Below are 13,284 nucleotides of genomic sequence, written 5' to 3'. Positions count from 1 at the left end.
CTCAGGCCTCCGCGATCACGAGATAGAAGGTGAAGCCGGCGACCAGCGGCCCGCGTTCGAGCCGCGCGAGCCACGCCGCGGCATCCGCCCGATCGAGAACGCCGGCCTCGATCGCGCGCTGCGAGTTGCGGCGCAGCCCGAGCATCCCGTCGGCCGTCGCGAAGTCCTGGAACAGCACCGGGATCGGCACGACCGCGCGGACCCGGAAACCGGCCGCCGCGCACAGACGCGGCAACTCGCGGCCGACGGTCGGGTTACGCACGCGACCGGCAGAAAAGCGGACAAAATTGCGGCTGTACGCGAGATCTTCGTCGGCGATCGCCATGGTGTCCCAGTCCGGTTCCGCCATGCCGAACAGCCCGCCCGGACGCAGCACGCGGCGCACCTCGGCGATGGCCGCCGCCGGCGACTCGACGTGCTGGAGCATCCGATCGGCGCGGGCCCGGTCGATCGAGCCGGACTCGAGCGGAAGGTCGTGGATGTCGCCCTCACGCACCGACACCCGCGGCTGATCGGCGAAGCGGCGGCGGGCCTCGGCCAGCATCGCCGGATCGCGGTCGACGCCGAGCACCGTGCCGGTCTCGCCCACCGCGTCGGCCAGCCGGCCGAGGTCGGTGCCCGGCCCGCAGCCGAGGTCGGCCACGGTCAGGCCGGGGCGCACGTCGAGCACCGCCACCGACCGGTGCTTGTAGTCCAGACCCACGGCCGTCGCGGCCGCGGCATCCATGTAGCGGATCTGATCCGGAACGGTCAACTGATGTCGGGTCCGGTGAGAACGGCGTCGGGGTCGTCGACCAGCTGACGCACGTCCCACATCCAGACGCCGCCCTTCCAGGTGGGCTCGAAGCCCAGCAGGTCGGTCATCACCCGCAGCATCTCGATGTCGCGGATCTGCGGGGTCAGCACGATCACGCCGGCCTTCCAGTACCGCAGGTCGGCGAGCGTCATCTCGCGCCGGGTGTCGGTGATCTCGGGGATCGGGTTGCCCTGCTTGATCGACGCCATCAGGCCGCTGGTCGGCCGCCACGGCGGCGAGAAGAGGGCCGTACGGTCGGCCGGGTTCAGCGGGTTCTGGTTGGGCAGCAGCGCGTACGCCCCGGCGATCCGCATGTCTTGACCGGTCGCCGCGCTCCACCGGATCGGGTCCGGGTAGCTCGAGTCGGGCAGCGGCAGGGTCACCACGGTGTGGTCGTCGTCGACGTAGTGCTTCCAGGCGCCGGACGTGACGAACTCGGGGGTCGGCGCCATCGGGGCCGTCTTGAGCGGCGTCGGCGCGAGCGGCACGAGCGCCATCGCGACCGCGGTGATCATCGCCACCCGGACCGGGCCACGGGCCGACGGCTGCGCCCGCACCAGGTCGATGGCGCGCTGCACGCCGAGGGCGAGCAGGATGCCGACGGCCGGGGCGACGGCCATCGCCCAGCGGGTCGGCACGGCCGAGTTGAGCACCGGAACGCTGTGCAGTACCGCCCAGATGCCCGGAACGCCGGTGTTGACGCCGTTGAGGAAAATTCGCGGCCCGAGCGACATCGCCGCGAACAGCAGGGCCACCACGCCGAGCGCGACGACGGCGACCGTGCGTCGCATCCAGACGATCAGGCCGAAGAACAGAATGACCAGTCCCCAGCCGAAGAATGCGTTCTCTTCCTGCGGATTCTGGGCCAGCCGCTCGGCCAGCACCGAGTTTCCGGCGACCGATCGACTGGAATAGGCGGTGAACGAGCCGAGGTCCGCGCCGAAGTTTCGGACGAACTGCGGGAGGCCGTGATAGCTCTGCGGCCCGAAGAACTGCACGGACAGGGGATAGGCAAGCGCGGCGACCGTGACGACGGCGGCCACCACCAGGCCACGCAGGAATGCGCGCGCCTCACCCCGATGCCCCTTGCGACGGGAGATCGCCATGATGGCGCAGAAGACGCCGAGGCCGACCGCCGTCATGAACAGGATCTCGAGGTTGATGAACGCCTGCCAGACCAGCAGGCCGCCGAGGATCAACCCGTTGCGCAGGGCCCGTCCCGGCACGCGGAGCCGCAGCGTACGCCAGATGATCAGCGGAACCAGGAACTGCGAGACGATGTTCGGGTGGCCGCCGGCGTGCGACACCATGCTCGGCGCGAATGTGCAGAAAAGCGCACCGACCCAAGCCGCCAGCCGAGAACGCACGAACTGTCGGGAGAGCACGAAATACCACGAGATGCCGGTGAGCGACAACGCGAGAGTAAGAAATAGGTTGAACGCCACATGCGGACCGAAGAGCAGAGTCACCGGCGACAACGGCAGTGAAACAGCCAACACCGAGGTGTTGGCCATCATGTTCACCCCATCGGGGTAATTCATGCGATCGGAGAAGAACGGATAGGCGCCGTCCGAGATGACCCTCGCGCCATGCGCCAGCATCCACTCGAAGAATGCCTGATCCTGTGGATCGTCCGCCGACTGGTGACCGAGATTGAGCCACAACGGAGCGGTGAGGTAGAGCGCTACAGCGACGAAAGTCACTACCGCAAGAACGTCCCGCCAGTTGAGCCGGCGCCACACACGCAGGCGGCGGGCGGGCTCCTGCTGCTGCTCAGGGGCCGCCTCGACATCGGGGACGACGGAGACCGGTGCGGTCGCCTCAACCTCCGTGTCCAGCGCCGCCAGCTCCGCGTCCAGGTCCCCCGGGTCGGTCACTTGACGGGGTGGCAGAACGTTCCCGCCGGCCGACTGGCCTGTCGAGTCAATACCCGTAATCGTCATAGCATCGGCGAGCCTAACCGAGGTTGGTAACAGTGCTGTGTCGAGCGGGCCATGCGTGATCGAGCCGATATGAACGTTGTATTCCGGGCATCCACAGGTCGGAGCACAGGCACGCCAACCGGACCCTGTACCCCGTACACCTATGTCTCAATCAGGCAAATAATGCGGGGCCGGGCACCGCTCAACTTTCGGTTCGGCGCGCCGGATGGTTAACTCGTTCGGTCCCGCTGTCAGCTTCGATCGGCAAGACGAGGGAACCTTACTTATGGCAGACATCACTGGAGACCAGCGGATCCAGTCCGAAGTGCTCGAGGGCCTCGCCATGGCCGTGAACCACCGCCGGTGGTTCGTCGAGCTCGCGCTCCCGTACCTGGGAGACAACCCGATCGAGATCGGCAGCGGTCTCGGCGACTACGCGCTCGAATGGGCTGAGCACCTTCCGCGGTTCACGGCGACCGAAGCCGACCCCGACCGGCTCGTGCAGCTCAAGGAGCGCATGGCCGGCCACTCGAACATCGAAGTGCGGCAGATGCTGCTGCCCGCCGCGGACGCGACGGGCGAGTACAGCGCCGCCGTGTCGTACAACGTGCTCGAGCACATCGAGGACCACGTCGGGGCGCTGCGCAGCATGGCCGAGCTGGTCCGCCCGGGTGGGCGAGTCATCCTGATCGTGCCGGCGTTCATGTTCGCGATGAGCCAGGTCGACATCGCCACCGGCCACATCCGGCGGTACACGAAGAAGTCGATGCGCTCGGCGATGACCGAGGCCGGCCTGCAGATCGAGAAGCTGCACTACGCCAACGCGCTCGGCCTCATCGGCTACTACGGCGCCACCAGCATCTTCAAGCTGGCGCCGAAGGAAGGCCCGATGGTCAAGGTGTACGACTCGCTCGTGCTCCCGGTGACCAAGGCCGCCGAGCGGGTCGTGAAGCCGCCGTTCGGCCAGTCCGTCTTCGTGGTGGCGCGCACCCCCGGCTGACGGGTGCGAGTCACGTAAATTCAGCTGGGACAGACGAAAGGCCGCCGGATCACCGGCGGCCTTTTTTCGTGCGCCGATCCGGTCAGCCGCGAACCTGGAAGGTCGGGCGGATGGTGGCCCGGGCCAGCGTGTGGAAGGCGAGATTGAAGCCGACGTACGCCGGGGACGCGTCGGCGCCGACCTCGAGCTTGTCGACGTCGAGGGCGTGCACCGCGAACACGTACCGGTGCGGACGGTCGCCGGGCGGCGGGGCCGCGCCGCCGTAGTTGCGCTCGCCGTAGTCGTTGCGCACGCAGAACGCGTCGCCGGGCAGCGGGTCGACGCCGCGCTCCAGCGAGGTCACGCCGACCGGCAGGTTCACCACCAGCCAGTGCCAGAAGCCGCTGCCCGTGGGCGCGTCGGGATCGAAGCAGGTCACCACGAAGCCGCGCGTCTCCGCCGGGAAGCCCGACCAGGACAGCTGGGGTGACAGGTTCTTTCCGCCCACGCTGGGGTGCGCGAACATTTCGTCGAGCGGCTGGCCGTCCGTGACGTCGGCACTGGTCACCGTGAAGTGCGGGACCGAGGGCAGGTGATCGTACGGATCCGGGGCAACCGGGCGGTCGAGACTCATGGCGATGTCCTCCGGCGAGATGGTGAAAACCTTCTCCGCTTTCCCAAACCAAGCCGAGCGTAACCGGTTGACCTGAACGTCGCTTTGCGCCCCGCCCGGCCCGCTCCTTCACTCGTTCGGGTAGCCGCACACGCGGTGCGCGGGGGGTCCCCGGGGCCGGGCGATGCTTCTGTCTGACATCCGACCGGGTGTGTGCGGCAGAGATCCCCGCGCCCGGTGGCGATCAGCAAGTCGGCACTCGCCCACGGGGCGGGTGCCGACTGCTGTATCCGGGTTTTTCCGATTTCGTACGCCCGGAATGAGACGATTTTCTCATGAAAGCCCCCGTGCCCGCGGACGAGCCGGGCCGGCTCGCCGCCCTGCACGACGCCGGGGTGCTCGACACCGAGCCCGAAGAGGACTTCGACGACATCGCCCTGCTCGCGTCGCAGATCTGTGACACCCCGATGGGTCTGGTCAGCTTCGTCGACTCCAACCGCCAGTGGCTCAAGGCAAAGATCGGCGTCAACTTCGTGCAGACCCCGCGCGAGCTGTCCTTCTGCACCCACACGATCAGCGGGCACGACCTGCTCGAGGTCCCGGACGCGGCCGAGGACGAGCGCTTCGCCGGCAACCCGGTCGTGGTGGCCGACGGCGGGCTGCGCTTCTACGCCGGCGCGCCGGTCGTGCTCGACGGCACCTACTCGGTCGGGACGGTCTGCGTCGCCGACCGCGAGCCACGCGAGCTCACCGACTCGCAGCGGCGAGCCCTGCGCAGTCTCGCCCGGCACGCGGCGGTGCAGCTGGAGCTGCGCCGATACGCGCGCAACGCGGGCGACATCGCCGACCGGATGCGGCAGCTCGACCGCATGAAGGACTCGTTCCTCGCCACGGTGAGCCACGAGCTGCGTACGCCGCTGTCCACCATCCGCGGCTATCTGGAGATCCTGCTCGAGGGCGGTTTCGACGTGGAGACGTCGCACCGGTTCCTGTCGGTGATGCAGCGCAACTCCGACCGCCTGCTCCGGCTCATCGACGAGCTGCTGCTGGTCGCGCGGCTCAGCGACGAGACGATGGAGCTCGACATCACCGAGCTCGATCTGGCCGACCTCACCCACCAGGTGGTGACCGCGTGCCGGCCGCTGGCCGAGCACAAGCAGGTCGAGCTGTCCGACCGCACCCGGGTGCCGGTGCCGGCCCGGGGCGACGCCAAGCGCCTCACCCAGGCCCTGAACCACCTCGTGGTCAACGCGATCAAGTTCACCGGCGCCGGCGGCCGGATCGCCGTCGAGTCGTCCGACGACGGCGAGCCCGAGCTGACCATCACCGACACCGGGGTGGGCATCGCCCAGGACGAGCTGCCGCACGTGTTCGATCGCTTCTACCGGTGCGCATCGGCCGACGTGATGGCCGTACCGGGACCGGGTCTTGGCCTTGCGATCGTGAAGTCGATCATCGAGGCCCACCACGGGAGCGTTCACCTGGAGAGCTCGCCCGGCCTCGGCACGACCGTCCGCATGACCCTGCCGTCCTGCTAGCTCAGCCGTCCTGCCAGCTCAGCTGTCCTGCCAGCTCAGCCGTCCTGCCAGCTCAGCCGTCCCGCCAGCTCAGCCGTCCCGCCAGCTCAGCCGTCCTGCCAGCTCAGCCGATGCCGAACAGGGGCCGACACGGCTCGAGGCACTCGATCCGCACCGGGACCGTCCGGGCCTTCTCCCACGCCTCGCGATCCAGCCGCAGCCGGCGCCCGACGAGGGCCTTGCCCCGGATCACGTGCCGCTCGACGCCGTTGTCCGCGTAGCCGAGCTTGCGCGAGACGCCGTACGACGCGTGGTTGTCCTCGAACGCCTCCGACGTGGCGAACTGCGCCCCGAGCCCGGCGAACGCCAGCTCGAGCACCGCCGCCCGCATCTCGGTGCCGTAGCCGCGCCCCTGCTCGGCCCGGCCCAGCCACGAGCCGGTGCCGACCTCGCGCAACGTGGCGAAGCCGGCGGCGTCGATGCTCTGCGTGCCCACCACCCGGCCGTCGGCGACCGCCACCAGGCCGAGCGACCATTTCTCCGGCTGCCACGCCGCCCAGCTGTGCCACTGCCATTGCAGAACACTGCGGGCGACGCTCTCCGGCGGCTGGTCGGTCCATTCCGCGACAAACGGCTGCACTCCCGGATCGTGCACGCCGGCGGCCGCGAGGGCGGCCAGCTCGGCGAGACGATCCAGATCCGGTACGCGCAATTCCAGTCGCGGCGTCCGCAACACCAGCCCGAAGAGGGGCCACTGATCGGCAATCATGAACGCGATTGTCTCCGGTGCCGCGGGCGGCCGCGAGCGGTTTATATATTTACAGGCGCTCCACCGACAGCCCCGAATAGAGCTTTCGATAGACGACGCCGGTGCGGTGGTTACCCGCGTCGACCATCATCCCGTTGCCCATGTAGATGCCCACGTGCCCGGGGCCGACCACCAGGTCGCCGGGGCGCGCCTGGGCGCGGGAGATGCGACGGGCGCGGGCGGCCTGAGCGCCGGACGAGTGCGGGAGCCGGATGCCGGCCCGGGCGTACGCCTGCTTGGTGAGGCCGGAGCAGTCGAAGCCGCTCTGGCCCTCGCCGCCGCTGATGTAGCGCCGGCCCACCTGCGACTTGGCGAAGGCGATGACCGCGGTCATGTTGCCGAGGCGCATCACCCGCTGAGTGCGCGGGGCGGCGTGCCGGACGACGGCCCGGACGTGCGTGACCACCCGGCGAGCGGTCTTCGCACGTACGGTCCTGGTCGACACCGTGCGGGTGACGGCGTCCGGGCGCTCGCCGGCCCGGGCCGGCAAGGTGTTCCGGTCGGTCGCCCGGATCGGGCGGATGACGGCGCGGGCGGGCCGGCGCGAGGGCGACGCGACGGCCGGGCGGACGCCCGCGGCCCGGCGGATCGCCGCGCGCGAGGCGCGCTGGGCGAGCACCGCCCGGGCGGCAAAAGCGTTATCGGGGTCGAGACGGGCCGATTCCGGGCGGACGACCGGCCCGCTCCGGACGGGGGCGACCGGTGCTTGCAGGGCGGCGTTGGCCTGCTCAATGGGTTCTAGGGCCGGCGTGACGACGGCCAGCGCAATAGCGCCGGCAGTCAGCGCCCGGCTCGCGGACGGACGGTGCAGCGTTGCCTCCGAAATCGGCCCGGGGCACTCGCGCGAATCCCATCGGCACGGCCATAACGTTCGGCCGCGCCCATACCGCCCGTCGATGGACAGCAATGGGAACCCGGACTACTCGTTAATTCCGTCGACCATGCCAACACAGAACCGGAATCCTTTGGGGCCGAATTCCAACAATCGCCCTCACCCAATCGAGGAAAGAAACGATTTTTGAGCTGTAAATATACGATTCTCGATTCAGAAAATTGCATCCGCTTCGGGCGTGTCCGGCCCGGCGTGTCCGCTACGTGAGACCGATCCGGGCGCCCCGGCTGCCCGCCGACTCGTGCACGAGAAGGGCGGTGAGCCTGGTTCCGGCCGGCACGTCGAACGGCAGCACCCCGCGCACGGTCGCCCCCGCCGGCACCTCGTCGAGCAGCGTCCGCGACCCGTCCTGCAGGCTCTGCTCACTCAGAATCGACGCCGCGTGGTCATCGAGCGCGTACGCTCGCCCGTGGCCGTCCAGGGCCCGCTGCGCCCCGCTGTCGAGCAGTCGCGCCTCCCGCCCGGCGTTTTCCACGCTGACGCTGACCAGGCAGAACTGCCCCTTGGCCCGCTCCTGAAGCTCCGCCGCCGCGCCGACCGTGGCCACACCGCACCGAAGGCCGGAAACGGTCACGATGAACGCGCCGTCCGCCCCCGTCCGGTTGAGAATCGCGTCCTCGACGCCCGGTTCCGCGCCGTTCGTCCCCGATTCGACCCGCCCGGAGGCGCTCGCGGCGGGCTCGGCAACGGCCCGACCGCTCCCGCCACCCATCGCATAGGCGCCCGACCCGGCGGCAATGACCGCAAGCCCACCGGCCAGCGCCCAGATCCACCGCCCGCGCTTACGCCCGCCGGCTCGCCCGCCCGTCGCGGGGCCCGTCTCCGGCGAGTCGCCGCTTCCCGACGCCGGCGCACCCCCAGCCGCCGCCGCGCTCCCAGACGCCAGCGCGCCCTCGGAGGCCGCCGCGCCCTGAACGGCCTGCCCGCCCTCAGGAGCCCGCTCCCTCACCGGAGCCGGCGCGCTCTCGAAAGCCCGCCCGCCCTCGGAGGCCCGCCCACGCTCAGGAGCCGGCGCGCTCGCGAAAGCCCGCCCACCCTCGGAGGCCCACCCACTCTCGGAAGCCGGCGCGCTCTCGAAAGCCCGCCCACTCTCGGAAGCCGGCGCGCTCTCGAAAGCCCGCCCACCCTCGGCGGCCGGCGCACTCTCCGACCCCCGCGCCCGGGCGTTCTCATCGGCGGCGGCGGGGCGTAGCGGCTTCGTGGTCATGGCGGGGCTCCCGAACCGGGCTAGGCGTCAACGACGCGACACCGAATCTCCCGGCAAGCGCCCGGGTCGCGGCCACCATGCTCGGCATCCCCCGCTCGTTCGAGGCGTCGCCACGCCGCATATCGGACCTATCGCCGCATAAACCTCCTCTCAATACACTCGAAAGTGCTACGTTCCGGGTGTTGCCCGCCTCACGGCAGCAGCAGGATCTTGCCCAGGTGGTCGCTCGACTCCATCAGCTCCTGCGCCTCGCCCGCCGCCGCCAGCGGCAGGGTGGTGTGGATGATCGGTTTGACGGCGCCGGCCTCGACCAGCGGCCAGACCTCGCGACGCACGCCGGCGACCACGCGCGCCTTGTCGTCGCGCGAGCGGGCCCGCAGCCCGGTCGCCGAGATGCGGCCGCGCTTGGCCATGAGCAGCCCGAGGTCGAGCTCGCCCTTGCGGCCGCCCTGCATGCCGATCACGGCGATGCGGCCGTCGGGCGCGAGCACGTCGACGTTGCGGGCGAGATACTTCGCGCCCACGATGTCGAGCACCACGTCGGCGCCGCGGCCGCCGGTGACGTCCTTTGTGGCCGCCACGAAGTCGTCGGTCGTGTAGTCGATGACGTGGTCGGCGCCGAGCGCGCGCACCTTGTCGTGCTTGGCGGCGCGAGCCGTGGCCACCACGGTCGCGCCGAGCGCCTTGCCGAGCTGGACCGCGAACGTGCCGATGCCGCTGCCACCGCCGTGCACCAGCAGCGTCTCGCCCTTGCGCAGGCGGGCCAGATCCACCACGTTCGACCACACTGTGCACGCGACCTCGGGCAACGCCGCCGATTCCTGAAGCGAGAGACCGGTCGGCACCGGGAGCAGCTGCCCGGCCGGGACGGCGACCTTTTCCGCGTACCCCCCTCCGGCCAGAAGCGCCGCGACGCGCTCGCCCACATGCCGGTCGGTGACACCGGGACCGACCGCGCTGATCACGCCGGCGCACTCGAGGCCGGGGTAGTCGGAGGCGCCGGGCGGTGGCGGATAGAAGCCCTGCCGCTGGGACACGTCGGCCCGGTTGACCCCGGCGGCGGTCACGTCGACGACCACCTCGCCGTCGCCCGCCACCGGGTCGGGCACCTCGCGCAGGACCAGCCGCTTGTCTTCGATCACGATCGCGTGCATGGGATCAGCTTGCCCGAGGGGTGCGACAAAAAACGAGGGAGCCCCGCGAGCTGCGCCCACCGCAGCTCGCGAGGCTCCCTGCCCGGGGAAGATCAGCCCTTGTAGGCGCCGATGATCTTCGTGTATTGGTAGGCCGACTGCGACACGCCACTGCACGTGTCGTCGTTCGGGTACCCGCTCGGGCACTGCCGGTCGCGGTTGAGCGACCAGAAGGTGAGCCGGGCGATGGTGTGCTGCTGCGCGTACGCCGTGATGGTCTGCATGTCCGCGAGGGTGACCGTGGCGTGCTCGTCGGTGATCCCGTTCATGGACGAGATGCCCACGTGCTTGTACGCGTCGGCGTCCGACCAGCCATAGGCCGTCTTCAGCTTGTTCTTCAGCCCGTCCGCCGCCTGGATGGTCAGCTGACCCTGGTTACCGGTCGTGTTGCCCCAGTCGAAGGTCATGATGCCCCAGCCGTCGACGACCAGCCCGGCCGACGCGGCCCGGTTGATCAGCGACGCGTCCGGACCGCCCGTGCCACTGCCCAGCGTGATGTAGGTGGTGATGCCCGGGTTGTTGGCCTTGATGGTCTTCAGCGCGTCGACGGTCTTCTGCTGGTCGGCGGCGGTGTTGTACGGGGTGCCCTCGATGTCGATGTCGATGGCCTTGAGCCCGTACGCGTTGATGACCTTCTGATAGGCCGCCGCCAGCGCCGAGGCGCTCGTGCAGTAGTGCTCGAGCCACGGCCCCGAGGCGCCGCCGAACGAGATCACCACGTCACCGCCGTTGGCCCGGATCGTGTTGATCGCGCTCTGGTCCTGGCCGCCGGTCAGCGCCCGGCTGCCGTCCCACTTCGGGTCACAGTTGCCGCTGTTCAGCATGAACGCCATCGTGAACCACTTGACGCCGGTCGACTGCGTGACCGTGGTCAGGTTCGGCGGGTTGCCCCACCCGGTGTAGTAGTACGGCGCGACCGCCTTGATGCCCGGGCCGCCCGACGAGGGAGGCGTGGTGGGCGTGGTGGTCGGCGGCGTCGAGCCACCGCCGAAGGTCCACTTCTGGTTGGACGTGCCGGTGCAGGTCCACAGCTGGAGCTTCGCCCCGTCCGCCGTGTTCTTGTCCTTGACGTCCAGGCATTTGCCGTTCGAGTTGATCAGCGAGCCGCCGGAGAGGCTCCACTTCTGGGTGGCCACCGTGGAGATGCAGTCCCACATGTGCACGACCGCGCCGTCGGCCGCCGAGTTGTTCGCGACGTCCAGGCACTTGCCCTGGATCTGCACCGAGCCGTTGTCGGCCAGCGTCCAGGTCTGGTTGGCCGACCCGGCGTAGCAGGTCCACAGCTGCGGCTGGTTGCCGTTGGCGGTGGAGCCGTTGGTGAGGTCGAGACACTTGCTGTTCAGCGAGCTCACCAGGGCCCCGGCACTGGCCGCCGACGCGTTGGTGATGCCGAGGATGCCCATGGTCGCGACGACCGCGACCCCGGCCGCGATTGCTAGAAGGCGCTTCATGCCGGAACCGTCCATCTCTGGTTGGCGGCGCCGGTGCAGCTCCAGATCTGCAACTTGGCCCCGTTGGCGGTGTTGTTGTCCTTGACGTCCAGGCACTTGCCGGACGCGGAGTTGATCAGGGCGCCGCCGGAGGCGGTCCATTTCTGCGTGGCGACCGTCGAGATGCAGTCCCACAGGTGCACGGCCCCACCGTCCGAGGTGGAGTTGTTGGCGACGTCGAGGCACTTGCCGAGCCCGCGGATCGTGCCGTCGGTGCCGACCGTCCACTGCTGGTTGGCGTTGCCGGCGGTGCAGTCCCAGAGCTGGGGCTGGTTGCCGTTCGCGGTCGAGCCGCCGGTGACGTCGAGGCACTTGCCGCCGAGGCCGGTGATCGTGCCCGTCTTGCCCGTGCCGGTCCCGCCGCCGGATCCCGACTGCGAGCCGCTCCAGGTGAAGGTGGCCGAGGTCTTCGTGGGCAGGGAGTACGTGAACGACTGCCCACCCCAGTTGACCTTGACCGACTGGGTCGAGCCGCTCGTGTTGTGCGCGATCAGCGCCTTGGACCCGTCGCTGTTCTTGAAGGCGACGTTCGGCACCGTGCCGTTGGCCGAGGAGTCGATCCGCACCGCGCCCGGCTTCACGAACTTGGTGAGGTGGCCCATCGTGTAGTACTCGATGGTGTAGTCGACCTGGCCCCGCCGGCCGTCATTGCGGTGCACGGTCACCAGACCCGTACAGGTGCCGCATCCGCCGTTGTGCGGGCCCATGGCCTCGTCCACGGCCAGCGACCACTTCGTCCAGCTACGACCCCAGTTGCGGAAGTAGTCGATGAGGTCGCCCATGTCCTCGGACTGCTGGTTCGAGACCCACGTGCCGCCGGAGTGCTCGGTGTTGTACATGTTCACCGACGGGAACTGGTTGTGCACCGACGTCTCGGTCGACGGGTTGCCGCCGTAGTCATGCCACGCGATGCCGCCGAAGTTCGGGTGGTTCCGGATCGCGGTGTCATTGATCAAAGGCGAGACCCAGGTGTCGTACGTGTCGAAGTTCCAGTCGCCGATGAGCAGCTTGGTGCCGAGCCCGGCCGACTGAAGCGCCGGCATCAGGTCGTTCTTCGCGAACGACTGCAGCCCCGACACCGGCCACTGCATCGACGGGTAGCCCGCGCAGCAGCCCGGCTCGTTCTGCTCGGTGACGTACCGGATCGGCACGCCCTGCGCCTGATAGCCCTGGATGTACTTGACGAAGTACTGCGCGTAGGCCTTGTAGTACTGCGCCTGCAGGTAACCCTGGCTGTAGGCGTTGTTGTCCTTCATCCACGGCGGCGCCGACCACGGCGACCCCATGACGAACATCGAAGGATTCAGCCCGTACGCCTGCTTCGTGAGCGCCATGATGTCGGCATCCCGCGAGAGCGAGAAATCGTTCACGTCGCAGCAGGTGTTGTCGTACGAGTAGCTGTTCTGCGCCAGGTCGGAGGACCCGATCACGTTGCGCAGGGCGCTGACGCCGATCCCGCCACTGTTGCTGAACAGCTTGGTCATGACGTCGTTCTGGGTCGCGGCGGACAGCGCGCCGCTCCCCTTGATGTCGAAGGCGGAGGTGTCGGTCATCGACGCGCCGGCGCCCTCGAACTGCTGGTAGGTCGTGTTCTCGTTGACGGTGATCGTCTGGTTCGCGCTGCCGCTGCTGCTCGCGAACGCGACCGGCGTCTGCTGCTGCAGGCCGCGCGTCACCGTGCGCCCGCCGCCGTCGCTCGTCGTGGTCAGGTAGACGTTGACCGACTCGCCGGCCGCATACGCCTGGGGAGCGACCACCACGATCGACGTGACCAGCGCCGCCGTGGAGGCCGCGAGGAGCAGCGTTCTTCGGGTTTTGGGGATGGGTCGGGGGATGGACATGGGTAGGGGACTCCCTTGCCGTTGGT

The 13,284-nt window shown here is 69.4% G+C and carries 11 protein-coding genes; 2 read left to right on the top strand and 9 right to left on the bottom strand.

The window, feature by feature from the left end; all coding sequences use genetic code 11:
* Window position 1 precedes the first annotated feature (1 nt).
* Both ACZ6TB_RS24825 and ACZ6TB_RS24820 read right to left on the bottom strand, forming a co-directional pair.
* Window positions 2-754: a methyltransferase domain-containing protein gene (locus ACZ6TB_RS24825; RefSeq protein WP_465557449.1), complete on the bottom strand. Its 753-nt coding sequence runs from the start codon at window positions 752-754 to the stop codon at window positions 2-4.
* Window positions 751-2,739 (bottom strand): DUF6311 domain-containing protein, encoded by a 1,989-nt coding sequence (locus ACZ6TB_RS24820; protein WP_465557447.1) that lies wholly within the window; start codon window positions 2,737-2,739, stop codon window positions 751-753. Before ACZ6TB_RS24820 ends, ACZ6TB_RS24825 begins: the two co-directional genes overlap by 4 nt.
* A gap of 265 nt (window positions 2,740-3,004) precedes the next feature.
* Here ACZ6TB_RS24820 and ACZ6TB_RS24815 point away from each other — a divergent pair, with 265 nt between their 5' ends.
* A complete protein-coding gene (locus tag ACZ6TB_RS24815) occupies window positions 3,005-3,718 on the top strand; it encodes a class I SAM-dependent methyltransferase (protein ID WP_465557445.1) in 714 nt (237 codons plus the stop codon).
* An 82-nt stretch (window positions 3,719-3,800) separates the two neighbouring features.
* Here the strand turns inward: ACZ6TB_RS24815 and ACZ6TB_RS24810 are convergent, their stop codons facing one another.
* Window positions 3,801-4,331 carry a YbhB/YbcL family Raf kinase inhibitor-like protein gene (locus tag ACZ6TB_RS24810; RefSeq protein WP_465557443.1) on the bottom strand — a complete coding sequence of 177 codons (531 nt, stop codon included), beginning with the start codon at window positions 4,329-4,331 and terminating at the stop codon, window positions 3,801-3,803.
* Window positions 4,332-4,645: 314 nt separating this feature from the next.
* Between ACZ6TB_RS24810 and ACZ6TB_RS24805 the strand changes: the two genes are divergently transcribed.
* Complete coding sequence (locus tag ACZ6TB_RS24805) at window positions 4,646-5,848, top strand: GAF domain-containing sensor histidine kinase (RefSeq protein WP_465557441.1); 1,203 nt, start codon at window positions 4,646-4,648, stop codon at window positions 5,846-5,848.
* 103 nt (window positions 5,849-5,951) lie between these two features.
* Here ACZ6TB_RS24805 and ACZ6TB_RS24800 read toward each other — a convergent pair whose 3' ends face one another.
* The 6 genes from ACZ6TB_RS24800 to ACZ6TB_RS24775 form a co-directional block, all read right to left on the bottom strand.
* On the bottom strand, window positions 5,952-6,596 hold the full coding sequence (locus ACZ6TB_RS24800; RefSeq protein WP_465557439.1) for a GNAT family N-acetyltransferase: 645 nt from the start codon (window positions 6,594-6,596) through the stop codon (window positions 5,952-5,954).
* 49 nt (window positions 6,597-6,645) lie between these two features.
* A complete protein-coding gene (locus tag ACZ6TB_RS24795) occupies window positions 6,646-7,254 on the bottom strand; it encodes a C40 family peptidase (protein WP_465557437.1) in 609 nt (202 codons plus the stop codon).
* A 472-nt stretch (window positions 7,255-7,726) separates the two neighbouring features.
* Window positions 7,727-8,239, bottom strand: coding sequence for a DUF4352 domain-containing protein (locus ACZ6TB_RS24790; protein WP_465557435.1), 513 nt, complete (start codon window positions 8,237-8,239; stop codon window positions 7,727-7,729).
* A gap of 686 nt (window positions 8,240-8,925) precedes the next feature.
* A complete protein-coding gene (locus tag ACZ6TB_RS24785) occupies window positions 8,926-9,888 on the bottom strand; it encodes an NAD(P)H-quinone oxidoreductase (RefSeq protein ID WP_465557433.1) in 963 nt (320 codons plus the stop codon).
* 92 nt (window positions 9,889-9,980) lie between these two features.
* Entirely contained in the window at window positions 9,981-11,378 is a 1,398-nt protein-coding gene (locus ACZ6TB_RS24780) for a ricin-type beta-trefoil lectin domain protein (protein ID WP_465557431.1), read from the bottom strand.
* Entirely contained in the window at window positions 11,375-13,258 is a 1,884-nt protein-coding gene (locus ACZ6TB_RS24775; RefSeq protein ID WP_465557429.1) for a ricin-type beta-trefoil lectin domain protein, read from the bottom strand. Before ACZ6TB_RS24775 ends, ACZ6TB_RS24780 begins: the two co-directional genes overlap by 4 nt.
* Window positions 13,259-13,284: the final 26 nt, after the last annotated feature.

This window comes from Actinoplanes sp. NPDC051537 (assembly GCF_055586105.1).
This window is presented reverse-complemented; position numbering and strand designations above follow the sequence as displayed.